Source organism: Streptomyces sp. V3I8 (assembly GCF_030817535.1).
Lineage (GTDB): Bacteria > Actinomycetota > Actinomycetes > Streptomycetales > Streptomycetaceae > Streptomyces.
In genome coordinates this window covers 6,869,924-6,885,309 of record NZ_JAUSZL010000002.1, presented here as the reverse complement: position 1 = coordinate 6,885,309, position 15,386 = coordinate 6,869,924, and the positions used below count along the sequence as shown (strand labels likewise).

Below are 15,386 nucleotides of genomic sequence, written 5' to 3'. Positions count from 1 at the left end.
TCGCGCGGCGGGTGGTACGGGCGCGCGGGCGGCTGCGGGTTACGCGGCGGCGCGACAGGAGAGGTCGCGCAGGAAGGCCAGCACGGCGCGTGCGGTGGCGTCGTTCTGCCGGAAGGCGGGTCCGCCGGTGCGCGGCCGGGTGAACGCGCCGGAGCCCCGGGCGTCGGTGTGCGGTCCGAGCGCGAAGCGCCGCGGGTGCGGGGTGCCGGACCGGTCGAGGACGCGCCCGTCCGCGGGGTCCACGGCGAGCAGCCCCTCGGGTGTCGCGCCGGCCCCTTCGGCGTACAGCTCGCGCAGGAGGGTGTCGCGGGTCCGCTCGACCGTCGGGTGCGGCAGCCGTGCCTCGACGAGCGCGCGGGCCTCGACGTACTGCCCGGGCACGGTGGCGCTCGTGGCCCGGAAGACCCCGTCCGCGGCCGATACCTCCAGGCCGGCGCCGAGGAACCTCAGCACCCCCGCCCGTGACAGGGCGAGCATCTGGCGCAGCCGCGGCCCGGGCGGTCCCGAGGCGAGGTAGCTGAAGAAGCCGTGCCACCAGGGCCCGATGTCGCCGAGCCGCACCAACTGCCCGTAGACGGAGAGGAGTCCGAGGAAGACGGCCAGGTCCGGACTGTGCCCGGCGTCGTGGCGGCGGGCGAGGTCCCCCTCGACGTACGCCCGCAGGCCGCCCTGGAGCGCGTCGTAGGAGGCGTGGCGCACCCCGTCCAGCGGGTGGTCGAGCGCCGTCAGGTCCAGCCGGTCGGCGGGGTCGGGCACGGCGGAGGCGGCCAGTGCCCGGATCTCGGCGCCGTTTGCCGCGGCGTACTTCTCCTCGAAGTCCGTCCAGGCCATGGCGGTGCGCTCGGGGTGCGCCGCGAACAGCCGGTGGTAGTGGGCGAAGCCCAGCTCCTTCTCGACGAGCGGCCACACGTCCCGGCGGAAGTCGGGTCCGCCGGGGAGCGCCAGCAGCGCGTCCACCTCGCCCGGCCCGAAGAACCGGGGCAGCGGGGGCCGTTCACCGGTCCAGTCGTAGCCGATCTTCGAGTGGTAGGGGACCCCGCGCCGCGATCCGACGTGCAGGACGGGCTCGCGCCCGGACGCCCGGTACGTCAGCCCGCCGTCCCCGCCGGTCTCGTAGCGGCCGCCGCGTCCTTCCGTGAGGAGGACCATCAGGTCGACGAAGGCGAGCCCGAACCCGCGTACGAGCACCGGTTCACCGGGGGCGAGGGCGGACAGGTCGCTGTCGGCGGTGAAGTCGGGCGGCAGGTGGACGAGGCCGTGGGCGTCGGCGTACGCGGCCAGCCCGCGCTGCTCCTCGTCGAGTTCGGCGTCGAGGTGGCCGAGCGTGAGGACGACGAGGTCGGCGGCGAGCGGGTGCGGCAGCCCTTCCAGCCACACCTGCTGGCGTCCCCCGGGCGGGCCCGCGACCCGCACGGCGCGGCGGGGGTGGTGGTGGACCCGGACGCCCTCGGGCAGCGCCGCGACGGTCCGCTCGTACACCCAGCGCAGGTAGGTGCCCTGGCGCTGCCGGTCGGCGAAGACGCGTCCGTCGAGTCCGGCCCACTCGTGCAGGGTGGGTCCCTCCCCCACGGGTCCGGCCATGGCCACCGACTCGTCGGTGAACATGGTGACGTCCTGGGCCTGGGAGTTCATCCACAGCAGCGGGGACTGCTCCTCGCGCCAGATGCGGCCGCCGCCCGGCGGGAACGGGTCGACGAGATGCACGTCGAGCCCGGTCCCGGCGAGCTGCGAACCGGCGTACAGCTCGGGCGCGTTGGCGGCGATCCGCTCCAGGAGCCCGGTGCCCCGCGGTCCGGCGCCCACGATCACCAGCGAGGGACGCGGCCCGCTCATCGCGTGCGCTCCGCACCGCGCCCGTAGTGCCGCTCGACGTAGTACTGGCCGACGCTGAGCACCGAGGTGACGATGACGTACCAGAGCGTGGCCACCATCAGGAGCGGGATGACCTGGTAGGTGCGGTGGTAGACGAGCTGCACGGAGTAGAGCAGGTCCTGGACGGCGATCACGCTGATGATCGAGGTGCCCTTGAGCGTCCCGATCAGCATGTTCCCGGCCGGCGGCACGATGGAGCGCATGGCCTGCGGCAGCACGATCCGCCACCAGCGGCGCCACCGGCTCAGCCCGAGCGCCTGGGCGGCCTCGATCTGGCCGCGGTCCACGGAGAGGATGCCGCCGCGCACGACCTCGGCGGCGTACGCGGCCTCGTGCAGGGTGAGGCCGATGACGGCGACCGTGACCGGCCCGAGCAGATCGACCGTCCTGACACCGAGGAGCGTCGGGTAGAGCGCCCCGATGTTGAACCAGAACAGCAGCTGCACCAGGATCGGCATCGACCTGAAGAGCCAGACGTACCCCCAGCTCACGCCGCGCAGGACGGGGTTGGCGGAGAGCCGGCCCGCGGCGAGCAGGGCGCCGAGGGCGAAGCCGAGCGCCATGACGAGGGCGGTCAGCCAGAGGGTCAGGCCGAGCCCGCGCAGCACCGAGGGCGAGGTGAAGTAGTCGCCGACCACGTCCCACCGGAACGCCTCGTTGCGTGCGACGGAGTTGACGGTGAGTCCGAGCAGGACGAGGACGAGGCCCGCGGCGGTCCACTGGCCGAGCCGGCGCCGGGGGACGATGCGCACGGGTACCGCGTCGTGCGGTGCGGCCACCTTGGTGAGGGTGTGCGAGGACATGCGAAGGCTCCGTGATGCGTCGAGTCGAACACGGGTGGTGCCTTCACACGGGTCACGCGGGTCGTGCCGGACGCCCAGGGGCGTCGTACGGCACGCACGGCCTAGCCCCTCAGCAGGGCCGTCCGTCGAGAGTACGGGGCCGTTTCCCCTGCCTGTCAAGGTTGTCCACACTGTGAGCCGTACGTCTCAGGCCTGTTGACGTGCTCCCGAATGGCTGTTCCACTTGTGCGCATGTATTCGCAGCAGTGGCTGGTCACGCGCTCCCACATCGACTTCGGTCGAGTGTGGTCCTCTTCCTGTTGAGCTGACCCCCTGCGCGCCCGGCCCCTTCCGAGGGCGGGCGCCCCCCGTCTCCCGCACCGTCTCCCTCTCCACGCCTTCACACGCGCACCCCTCCCCTCGCGTTTCCCCGTTCCGCGTTTCCCCGTTCCGCGCTTCCCCGTTCCGCGCTTCTTCTGCGCGCGCTCCTTCACGTCGCGCCCCGCCCGGCTCCACGCCCCGCCCGGCTTCGCGCTCTGCTTCCAGGAGACCGCTCCATGCGTACGTTCCCGCGTGCCCGCCATCAGTTCCTGCTGCCGTTCGCCCTGATCACCTCCGCCGCCCTGCTGCTCACCGCGTGCGGTTCCGGCGCGGACGGCACCGCCGCGGGCGGCACCGCCCGGGCCGCCGCCGGCGGTGGGAGCGACGAGATCCCCACCACGGACGTCGTCTCCGCCGTCGGCAGGAACACGGCCGCCGCGAAGCTGCTGCCCCCGGGCACCGACTCGCTGACCCTCGCCGTGAGCGTCGGCGGGTCACCGCCCGGCACCGGCTACCTGGAGGACGGCAAGACCCTCGCGGGCCAGGACGTCGACTTCGCGGACGCCGTGGCGAAGGCGCTCGGCCTGCGGCTGAAACGCGAGGCCGCGAGCTTCGAGGCGATCCTGCCCGCCCTCGACAGCGGCAAGTACGACGCCGGGGTCGGCAACTTCGGCGTCACCGACGAGCGCCGCAGGACCATCGACTTCGTCACCTACATCAACGACGGCCAGGGGTTAGCCACGCGCGAGGACAGCAAGCTGGACAAGGTCACCGACCTCGCCCAGCTGTGCGGCCTGAACGTGGCGACCGGGGCGGGCACCACCTTCGAGGCCACCCTGGAGGACCGGAAGCACGTCTGCTCCGACGCGGGCGAGAAGCCGTACAAGGTGCAGACGTACAGCGAGGTGGGCGCCGTCTGGTCCTCGCTCCAGCAGGGCCGCAGCGATGTGGTGATGAGCACGATCAACGGGCTCCGCTACGCCGTCGCCCAGCAGGAGGGCCTGAAGTTCCTCAACGAGTTCCACCGGCTGGACGTGGGCTTCGCCTTCAAGAAGGGCACGAAGCTGGCGCCCGCCTTCCAGGCCGCGGTGAACGGCCTGATCGCGGACGGCACGTACGACAAGATCCTCAAGAAGTGGGGCACGACGGGCTCGGCGATCGAGAAGTCCCAGATCTCACCCCCGGAAAAGGACTGACGGACAGAGACACAGCCCCGCCCGTCAGGCGCGCGGGCGACCACCCGGCCCTTCAGGGGCGCGGGGAACTGCGCGATCAGCCCCCACCGGACCCGCACGACGCCACCCGGCTCCCGCCACCCTCCCCCGGCGGGAGCCCTCCGTGGGAACCGTCAGCAGCTGCAATCACACCCGCACCCGTCGCACCCGCACCCGTCACAGCAGTTCCCACAGCAGTCACCACAGTTGCCGCAGCAGTCACAGCACTCACAGCAGTCCTCGCAGTTGTCACAGCGCCGGCAGAATCCCTGCTTCTGCTCCCCCGACCACGGATCGTGGTACTCCCCGCAGCACATCTGACACGTGCAGGCCAGCCCCGCCCACACGGCGCACCCCGCGAGCAGCCCGCGCCGGTCACGGCGCGGCGGCTCGGGCGGCGCAGGCGGACCGCCGGGCCCGGACGGCGCGTAGGGGTTGCCGTGCGAGCAGGACGCGGTACCGAACGCCCGGTCCACCGAGTTCCGCAGCTCGTGCGCGAGCAGTACGTGCGCCAGTTTCGGGTCGGTGAACTCGGCGTCGCGCAGCGCGAGCCGTATCCCGTGCAGTGCGTCGTCGGCGAGGCGCCGGGCCTCCGCCAGGGACGCCCCGGTGGCGGTGAGCGGGTTCCAGGCACCGGCGGCGGCGTCGGCCTCCCGGTCCTCCACCGCGTCCAGCAGGTGGGCGAGCCGCCCGAAGAGCCGGCCGGCCTCGGCGAGTGGCTCGGCGTTGCCGGGCCGGCCGGCCAGGACCGCGGTGTGCGCGAAGGCCGCGGCGGTCGCGGTCTCCGTCGGTTCGGTGACGGTCAGCAGCGGGGTGCCGGGCCCCGCGAGCGCCTCGATGCCCACCTGCCGGTCCACGGCGTCGACCAGTACGGCGGTGTCGAAGCCGACGGCCGAACCGGTCCTGGCGCCCGCCCGGCCCCAGTTCGTGGCAACGCGGCGCGCCGCGAGCGCCACCGGGCGGCGCGCCAGCAGCCCGTCCCCGTCGGCCATGTGATCGCGCATCTTGGCCGAGGCGAGCACCAGCGACACGGCCGCGGCGAGCCGTGCGCCCTCACCCTGAGCGACCGACGCGCTCCGCATTCCGCGCAGCGGACAAGGCCCCGCGGTGCGCCGCCATTCCGTTCCCGGCGTCGCCTGAGCCTCCGTCAGAACCGATATCAGCAGGCCGTCGTAGTTCGTGACGACGCGGGCGAACTGCCCGTGGTCACCGCGCAGCGCGAGGCAAAGGCCGCACAAATGCGCCATCCACTGCGCTTCGAGCTTCTCTCCCAGCCGATGCCGGCAGGGCCTGACGATTCCGAACACGACGTTCCCCCGTGGTGTGTACGACGTTGAGCTGCGGCATCGTATCGGCCGCCCCGTTCACCCGGACGCTCCAGCCGTCACCCGTCCGCCAGGAGAAATCATATTTCACTCACAGTCAGCAGCGGTGTAGCTCACGACCCTTGGGGTACGCGGGCTCTCGACGAATTCGCTGTGCACCAGTACCGTCACGAAACCCCCGCGCGGCGTCTATCCCCTTGGCGCGACATCCGCATCATGGACGACCATGGGGATGCGGAAAGAAGAAAGACCGCTGTAAGAGGAGGCGTCCATGGGATCGGTGCGCAAGGCGAGTGCCTGGCTTGGCCTCGTCGACGACAACGACGACGAGCGTTACTACGACGACGACTACACCGAAGGCTCCGAGACCGGAAGCCGGGAGGTCTGGGTCACGGACCCGCGGGTCAAGGTGGCCTCGGAGGCGGCCGAGGAGAAGGGCCGCCGGATCGGCACGGTCACCCCGGACAGCTTCCGGGACGCCCGTGGCATCGGCGAGCTCTTCCGTGACGGGGTGCCCGTCATCATGAACCTCACGGCCATGGAGGCCGCCGACGCCAAGCGCGTCGTCGACTTCGCGGCCGGCCTGATCTTCGGTCTGCGCGGCTCGATCGAGCGCGTGTCGAACCGGGTCTTCCTGCTGACCCCCGCCGACACCGAGATCGTCAGCGGGGAACCGGCCGCCCGTCGCACGGACGGCTTCTTCAACCAGAGCTAGGCAAGGCCGCTCACCGGGCCCGTTCTCCCGGCGCCGCGGTGGGAGCGTCCCACCGGGCCCTACCGGAACGCGTCGAGACCGGTGAGCGCCTTGCCCAGTACCAGTTGATGCATCTCGACGGTGCCCTCGTAGGTGAGCACCGACTCGAGGTTCGTCGCGTGGCGCATCACGGGGTATTCGAGCGAGATCCCGTTGGCGCCGAGGATCGTCCGAGCGGTACGGCAGATGTCGATCGCCTCCCGCACGTTGTTGAGCTTGCCGAAACTGACCTGTTCGGGACGGAGCCGTCCCGCGTCCATCCGCCGGCCCAGATGGTGGGCCAGCAGGATCCCCTTGTGCAGTTCGACCGCCATGTCGGCGAGTTTGGCCTGGGTGAGCTGGAATCCGCCGATGGGCCGCCCGAACTGCTCGCGCGTCTTCGCGTACTCCACCGCCGCCTCGAAACTCGCCCGCGCGGCGCCCATCGAGCCCCACACGATCCCGTAGCGCGCGTGGGACAGACAGCTGAGCGGCCCCTTCAGCCCGGTGACCTCCGGCAGTACGGCGTCGGCGGGCAGCCGCACCTCGTCGAGGACCAGCTCGCTGGTGACCGACGCCCGCAGCGACCACTTGTGCCTGATCTCCGGTGCGGAGAACCCGGGGGCGTCGGTGGGCACGACGAACCCGCGGATGCCGTCGTCGGTCCGCGCCCACACGACGGCGACGCCCGCCACGGACCCGTTGGTGATCCACATCTTGCGCCCGGTGAGGACCCAGTCCCCGCCGTCCCGCTTGGCGTACGTCCGCATCGCGCCGGGGTCGGAGCCGTGGTCGGGCTCGGTCAGCCCGAAGCAGCCGATGACCTCGCCGGCGGCCATGCGGGGCAGCCACGTCCGCTTCTGCTCCTCGCTGCCGAACCGGTGGATCGCGTACATCGCGAGCGAGCCCTGCACGGAGACGAGCGAGCGGATGCCGGAATCGGCGGCCTCCAGCTCCAGACAGGCGAGGCCGTACTGCACGGCGGAGGCACCGGCGCACCCGTACCCGTCGAGCGACATCCCGAGGGCGCCGATGCCGCCCAGCTCCCGCGCCAGCTCCCGGATCTCCGGCAGTTCGCCCTTCTCGTACCACTCGGCGACATGGGGCAGCACCCGGTCCGCCGCCCAGGCCCGCACGGTGTCCCGGACCGCCAGGTCCTCCGCGCTCAGCAGGTCGTCGACCCCGAGCGGATCGGCGGGGTCGAAGGGGGGAAGCTTGGGGGAAGCGGACACGGGGGCCTCCGACGCAGAAAACTAGCACTGTTAACCAAGGGCAGCCCAGACGTTACGACGCGCCGCGACGCACGTCCAGGACCGGCCGGAGCGAGCTCTTCCACCCGCTGCGGACCCACCACCCGCGGGCGGCGCGGACGGGGGAGGCGGACGACCGCGGTCACCGCGGACCTCACCGGACGGACTCGACCCGCACGGGCGCCCCCGCCCCCGCCTCCCGGGGCCTGGGCAGCTCGACGAGGTCCTCGCACTCCATCTCCCGGGGCAGCCGCAGCGCCATCACCGCCCCCACCAGCAACAGTCCCGCGCTCACCAGCAACGTCACGTGCAGCCCGTGCACGAACGCGTGCCGGGCCGCCTCCCGCAGGGCCTCCCCCGGCCCCCCGCCGAGCCGCGCGGCGACCTCGTACGCCTCCCCCAGCGAATGCCCCGCGGCGGCGGACTCCCGCGCGGGGACCCCCGGGACGGACGCGAGTCCGGGCGCGTACGCCGCGTTCATCACACTCCCGAGGAGCGCGATCCCGATCCCCGCCCCGAGCTGGTACGACGTCTCCCCGATGGCCGCCGCCCCGCCCGCCTGGGCCGGCGGCGCCTCGCTCAGCATGGACTCGTACGACCCGAAGAGCGTGACCTCGAGCCCGAAGCCGAGCATCACGAACCCGGTCAGCAGCAGCGGGGCGTTGTCGCCGGACCCCATCGCCGTCAGCGTGACGACCGCCGCGGCGGTGAGGCAGAACCCGCAGCAGACCATGGTCCGCGGCCCGAAGCGCTGCAGCGTCTTCGCCCCGAACAGTCCGGCGGCCATCGCCGCGACGGTCAGCGGCAGCAGCCGCAGCCCGGTCTCCAGCGGGGAGAGCCGCAGCACCAGCTGCAGATACTGCGCGGCGATCAGTTCGAGCCCGACCAGCGCGAGCATCGCCAGCACGATGCAGCCGACGGAGATGCTGAAGGCGGGCCGCGAGAACATCCTCAGGTCGACCAGCGGATGACGGCGCCGGCGCTGGCGCCGTACGAAGGCGACGAGGAGTCCGGCCCCCGCCAGCAGCGGCGCCGCGGTCAGGACGCTCAGCGGAGCCTCCCCGCCGCCCAGCCGCTTCACGCCGAGGACGACACCGAAGAGGCCGGCCGCGGCCGTCAGCGCGCCGGCGACGTCCCAGGGCCCGTCGCGCTCACCCGTCGACTCGGGCAGCAGGAGCCGTCCGACGGGGAGACTGACGAGCATCAGCGGGATGTTGATGAGGAAGACCGAGCCCCACCAGAAGTGTTCGAGGAGGAACCCGCCGAGGAGCGGTCCGACGGCGGCGCCCACCGCGGCGACGGCGCTCCAGACGCCGATCGCGAGCGCCCGCTCGCGCCGGTCGGGGAAGACCTGCCGCAGGATGGACAAGGTCGCGGGCATGATCATCGCGCCGCCGACGCCGAGCAGGGCACGTGCCCCGATCAGCACCTCCGCGGTGTCGGCGAAGGCCGCGAGGCCGGAGGCGACGCCGAAGAGGGCGTATCCCAGGAGCAGGACGCGTCTGCGGCCGATCCGGTCGCCCAGGGTGCCGAAGAGGATCAGCAGCGAGGCGCAGACGAGCGGGTAGACGTCGACGATCCAGAGCAGTTCCATCGCGCCGGGCGTGAGGTCCTCGGTGACGGCGGGCACCGCGACATGGAGGACGGTGGCGTCGACGGCGACCAGGAGCAGGCTGGTGCACAGCACCACGAGGACGACCCAGCGGTTTGCACCGGCCCCGGTCTCCCGACGGCGACGCGCGGCGGCCGTGGTCGTCCCGGACATGTACGTACCTCCCAGATGTTCCCTCGCGTTCGGCGGATCCGCTGGGTGGGGACTCCCTGCGGCTGCGGCTCGGAGAGTGGTGTCCCGGCCCACGCAACAAAGGCGAGTGAGACGTCAGAGTACGCGAGTTCCCCGCGATGCCGGGTGGCGGACCTCTCACGTTCTCCCCGGACGCGTGTGGTGTGCGCCACGCCTCCTCGTGCCGGGCCCGTACCTGCCGGGCCGCACGGATCCGGGCCCCTCGATAATCGGGCCCGTGACCGATCCCGCGACGTCCGTCGCTCCCCCGCGTCCGAGGCCCTCCTGGCGCCGCGCCGCGCCCGCCCTCCTCGGGTACGCGGCGGTGCGTGCGCTGGGCCTGGTGGCGCTCGCGGTGTGGAGCGCCGCCCGGGACGAGAGCCCGCTGCGCCTGCTCTCCGCGCGCTGGGACTCCCTCTGGTACACGAGGGTCGCCGCACTGGGTTACGGCTACGAGGTGCGCCTGCCCAACGGCGACGTGCACTCGAACCTCGCCTTCTTCCCCCTGCTGCCCTGGCTGGAGCGGGCCGTGTCGGCGCTCTGCCCGCTGTCGTACGCGCAGGCGGGCCTGCTGGTGAGCACGGTCGCCTCGCTCGCGGCGGCCTGGGGGATCTTCGCGGTCGCGGACCATGTGTACGGGCCCCGCGCGGGGCTCTGCGCCGTGCTGCTGTGGGCCGTGCTGCCCGTCGGGATCGTGCAGTCGATGGCGTACAGCGAGTCGCTGTTCACCGCGCTCGCGGCCTGGTCGCTGTTCGCGGTCCTGACCGGCCGCTGGCCGGCCGCGGGCCTGCTCGCCTCGCTGGCGGGTCTGACCCGCCCGGTCGGCGCGGCGGTCGTTGCGGCCGTATGGGTGACGGCTGCCGCCTCTTTCGTACGGGAGCGGAGCACGCCGGCCGGGGACGGCGCTCCCCGGTGGCAGCGCGCCCTGGCGGTGCTGGTCGCGCCCCTCGGCGCGGCCGGCTACGTCCTGTGGGTCGGCCACCGCACGGGCGGCGGCCCGCTGGGCTACCTCGACGTCCAGGCCGGCTGGCGCAACGGCTTCGACGGCGGTCACGCGTTCGCCCGGTTCGTCGCCGGCAAGTTCACGTCGTTCCCGTCGGCCCTCGCCGGGCTGGGGCTGCTCGCCGGCGTCGGCCTGCTCGTATGGCTGTACGTGGTCTGCGTGCGGCAGCGCCAGCCGTTGCCGCTCCTGGTGTACGCGGGGACCGTCACCGTGCTCGCCCTGTGCGCGTCGAGCTACTTCGGCTCGAAACCACGCCTCCTGCTGCCCGCCTTCCCGCTCCTGCTGCCCCCCGCCCTGGCCCTGGCCGGGCTGCGGACGTCCAGGTCGGCGTGGGTGCTGGGGGGCGCGGCGGTGGCGTCGGCGGTGTACGGCGCCTTCTGGCTGAACGGCTCGGGACCGCCCTGATCACTCTCGGTGGCCGGTGAGCGCCGGAAGGCCTGCGCGCAAGCATTCGGTGAACGAATTCATAAGAGCCATAAAACTCCGCTCCGAAATGATCAATCGAATTGAAGGAAGAGCAGGCGGCCGATTCCCTAATCCATGGCGATAAACCACCTCCTGAGAGCTTTCCCACATCACATCGTCATCACAAAGACGGTGCTTCGCCCTTGAACACAGCTCACTCGCTGTAACGTCCATTGGGTGCGTACCGAACGAAAGCTGACTCGTCTGGACCGGGTCTTCGCCCGGCTGGACCGTGAGCCGGAACGACCGGCCCACATCGACGTGCCCAGGATGAGCCGGCACCGGGTGGTCCTCTTCGCGTCCACGCTCGCCTTCTACGCGGCCATCGTGTGGGCCGTCGTGATCACCTCGTGGCTGGTCCGCCTCGACTGGCAGGTCATGTTCTTCCGGCCGTACCAGCAGTGGCCGGAGATCCACGCGTTCCTCGACTACTACGTGGTGCTGGGCCAGCGCGGCCCCACCGCCGTGATGATCGCGGCCTGGCTGGGCTGGCGCTCCTGGCGGCAGCACACCCTGCGCCCGCTGCTCACGCTGGGCGCGTCCCTGCTCCTGCTGAACCTCACGGTGGGCGCGGCGAAGATCAGCATGGGCCGCCTCGGTCCGCACTACGCCACCAGCGTCGGCTCGAACGAGATGTGGCTGGGCGGCGACATATTTCCTTCGGGCCACACCGCCAACGCCGTCGTGACCTGGGGCATCCTCGCCTATCTGGCCTCGACGCCGCGGGCCCGCCGCTGGCTGTCGGCCTTCTCCGCGGTGGTCTCCCTCGGGGTCGGCCTGACCACCGTGTACCTGGGCACGCACTGGCTGAGCGACGTGGTGCTCGGCTGGGCCGCCGGCCTGCTGATCCTGCTCGGGCTGCCCTGGGTCGAGCCGTTGATCGCGCGCGCCGAGAACGTCGTCTTCGACCTGCGCGACGCCTGGCGCGACCGCCGCCGCGGCACGGCCCCGGTGCCGGTCGCCCCGGTGGAGGTCCCCGGAGCGCTCTCCCCGATCGGCAGCACGGCCGGCCACCCGGCCGACGGCCAGGAGCCGGTGGTCCGCGAGCCGGTGGCCGCCTCACGGCCGACCAGACCGCAGGGCCATCTCGCGCCGGGCCCGCACCTGGCCCGCTCGGAGCGGACGCCGGTGACGCCCGCCGGCAGCCGCCGGCCGCCGCACTCCGACCGCGTGACACGTGGCACCGCGTCACCGCGGTCCGGTGACGGGCGCCTGAGCGCATAGCGGTACGGCGGAACCGGTACGCACGATCGGACCGCCGGTCGGAGCCGGGCGCGCGGGACCGTACGGGGGCAGGTCACCCCTTCCAGCTGCGCGTCACACGGCCGTCGGCGACCTCGAAGTTCAGCCGCCCCGCGAGGTACTCCATCGTGATGATCGCGCCCGGCGGCAACGTCCGTACGGTGGGCCAGCCGCGCTCGCGGGCCCGGTGCTGGGCGTCGTCCGCCTCCAGTCCGACGTACGCGTCCGGAGTGTCGGCGGGCTCTGCGGGAGGAGTGGGGATCGGTGCCATGCCGCCACGGTAGGCGCCGCGCCGCGGACGGGGAACCCCGGGCCCGCCACCATCCGTCACCGGTCCCCCTCCGGTCACGCTTCTGTCACAGGACGACGACACCCGTCCGGCCCGGAACCGGTCACACGAATGGACGGTTCCCCAGGCGTCGCGGCAGCCTTCGAACGTAATTCCGGAGCACTCGGCGCTATCCCGTACGCGGTCCGGAATACCCGCCGGTGAATCCGCGGCGCAGGGTCCGCGTCCGCGCCTTTCCATTCCGGTTCCGTGGCGTCGCGCGGAAGTCGACCCGCCACAAGAAATACATGGTTCAAGCACAGAACCCGCGTACGCCCCCTGTCGCGGTGCGATGCCCGGCGAGCATCATGGCGTCATCTTCAGCAGGCCCGGGGCGCGACGAGCGAGGGGGCAGTGATGGGGACGGACACCGCGCACGCGGCGGTAGGGCCCGCACCGGTGAAGCGGCCGGGGCGGCTGGTCGTGGACTGGCTGACCACGACCGACCACAAGAAGATCGGCCATCTGTACCTGATCACGTCGTTCGCGTTCTTCCTGGCCGGCGGTGTGATGGCGCTGCTGATGCGGGCCGAGCTGGCCCGGCCGGGTACGCAGCTCATGGACAACAACCAGTTCAACCAGCTGTTCACGATGCACGGCACGATCATGCTGCTGCTCTTCGCGACGCCCACCTTCGCCGGTTTCGCCAACGAGATCATGCCGCTGCAGATCGGCGCTCCGGACGTCGCCTTCCCCCGGCTGAACATGCTGTCCTACTGGCTGTTCCTGTTCGGCGGGCTGATCGTGCTGGGGTCCCTGCTGGTGCCCGAGGGGCCGGCGAACTTCGGGTGGTTCGCGTACGCGCCGCTGAACAGCATGGAGCGCTCGCCCGGTGTCGGCGCCGACATGTGGATCATGGGTCTGGCGCTGGCCGGCTTCGGCACGATCCTCGGCGCGGTGAACTTCCTGACGACCATCATCGGGATGCGCGCGCCCGGGATGACGATGTTCCGGATGCCGATCTTCACGTGGAACACGCTGTTCACGTCGATCCTCATCCTGATGGCGTTCCCGGTGCTCGCCGCGGCCCTGCTGGTGCTGGAGGCGGACCGGCGGTTCGGCTCGCAGGTCTTCGCCGCGGCCAACGGCGGGGCGCTGCTGTGGCAGCACCTCTTCTGGTTCTTCGGGCATCCCGAGGTCTACATCATCGCGCTGCCGTTCTTCGGGATCATCACGGAGATCATCCCGGTCTTCAGCAGGAAGCCGATCTTCGGCTATCTGACGCTGGTCGGCGCCACGATGTCCATCACGGGCCTGTCCGTGGTCGTGTGGGCCCACCACATGTTCGCCACGGGCGCGGTGCTGCTGCCGTTCTTCTCGTTCGTGTCGTTCCTGATCGCGGTGCCGACGGGCGTGAAGTTCTTCAACTGGACCGGGACGATGCTGAAGGGGTCGCTGTCCTTCGAGACCCCGATGCTCTGGGCGACGGGTTTCCTGGTGTCGTTCCTGTTCGGCGGTCTGACCGGGGTGATCCTGGCCTCGCCGCCGCTGGACTTCCACGTCACGGACACGTACTTCGTGGTGGCGCACTTCCACTACGTGGTGTTCGGCACCGTCGTCTTCGCGACCTTCGGCGGCTTCTACTTCTGGTGGCCGAAGTTCACCGGGAAGATGCTCGACGAACGGCTCGGCAAGATCCACTTCTGGACGCTCTTCGTCGGCTTCCACACCACGTTCCTGGTGCAGCACTGGCTGGGCGCCGAAGGCATGCCGCGCCGCTACGCGGACTACCTGGCCGCCGACGGGTTCACGGCGCTCAACACCCTCTCGACGATCGGCGCGTTCCTGCTGGGCATGTCGACGCTGCCGTTCCTCCACAACGTCTGGAGGACGTCCAGGTACGGGGAGAAGGTCGACACCGACGACCCCTGGGGCTTCGGCCGCTCGCTGGAGTGGGCGACCTCGTGTCCGCCGCCGCGGCACAACTTCACCACGCTGCCGCGGATCCGCTCCGAGTCGCCCGCCTTCGACCTGCACCATCCGCGGTTCGCGGCGATCACACCGCCCCAGACCCGGTCCGGCCAGGAGGAGAGCCCGCAGATCCGCTTCGGTCAAGAGCGTCCGTCAACCGGTCCCGAGCAGTAGTGATCGCCTCGATGAGCTCGACGGGCTCCAGCACCTCGAACGGGACGCCCATCAGCATCACGTGGACGACCATCGCGTCCAGGCTCGCGGCTCCGGTGCGCAGGACGCAGCTGTCCGGCCCCTCGGCCTCCAGGGTCCCGGCGGACGGCGAGACGCGCTCGGCCGCCCTCTCCAGGGGCACATGAAGGCGGACGACGGCATGCGAGGCGTACGCGCGCGTGGAGACCCCTTTGGAGACGTACGCGGCGAGGTCACCGGACGGGAACTCGCGGGGGACGAAGCGCGGCCCGTGGGGCGGCCTGGGCGTGATCCGGTCCACCCGGAAGGTCCGCCAGTCGTCGCGGTCGACGTCCCAGGCGACCAGGTACCAGCGGTGCTCGGTGCACACCAGCCGGTGCGGTTCGGCCGTGCGGCGGGTCGGGGCGCCCTCATGGCTGCGGTAGTCGAAGCGCAGCCGCTCGAAGTCGCGGCAGGCGGTGGCGAGTTCGGTGAGGACGGCCGGGTCGACGGCGGAGGGCCGCGGGCCGCGCAGCATCGGCACGGTGAAGGCGTTCAGGGCGCCGACCCGGCGGCGCAGCCGGTGCGGCAGCACCTGTTCGAGCTTGGCCAGGGCCCGTACGGAGGTCTCGCCGATGCCCTCGATGCCCTGACCCGCGACGGTGCGCAGGCCGACGGCGACAGCGACCGCCTCGTCGTCGTCCAGCAGCAGCGGGGGCAGTTCGGCGCCCGCGCCCAGCTGGTAGCCGCCGCCCGTGCCGGAGCTGGCGTTCACCGGGTAGCCCAGCTCCCGCAGCCGGTCCACGTCACGGCGGACCGTGCGCGGGGTGACGCCGAGGCGGCTCGCCAGGGCGGCGCCCGACCATTCGCGGTGCGCCTGGAGCAGCGAGAGCAGCCGCAGGAGCCGCGCCGAAGTTTCCATCATGGGCGGAGTCTTTCAGGGCTTGCGGACAGGTCTCGTCCGCAAGCCCTGGGGAAGCTCCGCC

General features: G+C 71.8%; 12 protein-coding genes. 5 read left to right on the top strand and 7 right to left on the bottom strand.

The features are described 5' to 3' along the window. Window positions 1–39 precede the first annotated feature (39 nt). Together QFZ75_RS30420 and QFZ75_RS30415 are read right to left on the bottom strand one after the other, a co-directional pair. On the bottom strand, window positions 40–1,833 hold the full coding sequence (locus QFZ75_RS30420) for an FAD/NAD(P)-binding domain-containing protein (RefSeq protein ID WP_307541988.1): 1,794 nt from the start codon (window positions 1,831–1,833) through the stop codon (window positions 40–42). Further along, window positions 1,830–2,675 (bottom strand): amino acid ABC transporter permease, encoded by an 846-nt coding sequence (locus QFZ75_RS30415; RefSeq protein ID WP_307541986.1) that lies wholly within the window; start codon window positions 2,673–2,675, stop codon window positions 1,830–1,832. Before QFZ75_RS30415 ends, QFZ75_RS30420 begins: the two co-directional genes overlap by 4 nt. A gap of 536 nt (window positions 2,676–3,211) precedes the next feature. Here QFZ75_RS30415 and QFZ75_RS30410 point away from each other — a divergent pair. Further along, window positions 3,212–4,171: an ABC transporter substrate-binding protein gene (locus tag QFZ75_RS30410; RefSeq protein ID WP_307541985.1), complete on the top strand. Its 960-nt coding sequence runs from the start codon at window positions 3,212–3,214 to the stop codon at window positions 4,169–4,171. A 152-nt stretch (window positions 4,172–4,323) separates the two neighbouring features. Here QFZ75_RS30410 and QFZ75_RS30405 read toward each other — a convergent pair whose 3' ends face one another. Beyond that, the gene (locus QFZ75_RS30405; protein WP_307541983.1) at window positions 4,324–5,496 is read right to left on the bottom strand and encodes a DUF5685 family protein; all 1,173 of its coding nucleotides are present in this window, start codon (window positions 5,494–5,496) and stop codon (window positions 4,324–4,326) included. A 289-nt stretch (window positions 5,497–5,785) separates the two neighbouring features. Between QFZ75_RS30405 and QFZ75_RS30400 the strand changes: the two genes are divergently transcribed. Continuing rightward, window positions 5,786–6,229 (top strand): cell division protein SepF, encoded by a 444-nt coding sequence (locus tag QFZ75_RS30400; RefSeq protein WP_307541982.1) that lies wholly within the window; start codon window positions 5,786–5,788, stop codon window positions 6,227–6,229. Between the two features lie 59 nt (window positions 6,230–6,288). Here QFZ75_RS30400 and QFZ75_RS30395 read toward each other — a convergent pair whose 3' ends face one another. Both QFZ75_RS30395 and QFZ75_RS30390 read right to left on the bottom strand, forming a co-directional pair. Next, a complete protein-coding gene (locus QFZ75_RS30395) occupies window positions 6,289–7,479 on the bottom strand; it encodes an acyl-CoA dehydrogenase family protein (RefSeq protein ID WP_307541981.1) in 1,191 nt (396 codons plus the stop codon). Between the two features lie 172 nt (window positions 7,480–7,651). After that, on the bottom strand, window positions 7,652–9,262 hold the full coding sequence (locus QFZ75_RS30390) for an MFS transporter (RefSeq protein ID WP_307541979.1): 1,611 nt from the start codon (window positions 9,260–9,262) through the stop codon (window positions 7,652–7,654). Window positions 9,263–9,518: 256 nt separating this feature from the next. Between QFZ75_RS30390 and QFZ75_RS30385 the strand changes: the two genes are divergently transcribed. Together QFZ75_RS30385 and QFZ75_RS30380 are read left to right on the top strand one after the other, a co-directional pair. Continuing rightward, complete coding sequence (locus tag QFZ75_RS30385) at window positions 9,519–10,688, top strand: glycosyltransferase family 39 protein (RefSeq protein WP_307541977.1); 1,170 nt, start codon at window positions 9,519–9,521, stop codon at window positions 10,686–10,688. Window positions 10,689–10,925: 237 nt separating this feature from the next. Beyond that, complete coding sequence (locus QFZ75_RS30380) at window positions 10,926–11,972, top strand: phosphatase PAP2 family protein (RefSeq protein ID WP_307541975.1); 1,047 nt, start codon at window positions 10,926–10,928, stop codon at window positions 11,970–11,972. 73 nt (window positions 11,973–12,045) lie between these two features. On the opposite strand, the gene QFZ75_RS30375 is transcribed toward QFZ75_RS30380, so the two are convergent. After that, on the bottom strand, window positions 12,046–12,261 hold the full coding sequence (locus QFZ75_RS30375) for an I78 family peptidase inhibitor (RefSeq protein ID WP_307541973.1): 216 nt from the start codon (window positions 12,259–12,261) through the stop codon (window positions 12,046–12,048). A 414-nt stretch (window positions 12,262–12,675) separates the two neighbouring features. Here QFZ75_RS30375 and ctaD point away from each other — a divergent pair, with 414 nt between their 5' ends. Then, window positions 12,676–14,403 carry a cytochrome c oxidase subunit I gene (gene ctaD, locus QFZ75_RS30370; RefSeq protein ID WP_307541971.1) on the top strand — a complete coding sequence of 576 codons (1,728 nt, stop codon included), beginning with the start codon at window positions 12,676–12,678 and terminating at the stop codon, window positions 14,401–14,403. On the opposite strand, the gene QFZ75_RS30365 is transcribed toward ctaD, so the two are convergent. Beyond that, window positions 14,315–15,325, bottom strand: coding sequence for a YafY family protein (locus QFZ75_RS30365; protein ID WP_307541969.1), 1,011 nt, complete (start codon window positions 15,323–15,325; stop codon window positions 14,315–14,317). The genes ctaD and QFZ75_RS30365 overlap by 89 nt on opposite strands. Window positions 15,326–15,386: the final 61 nt, after the last annotated feature.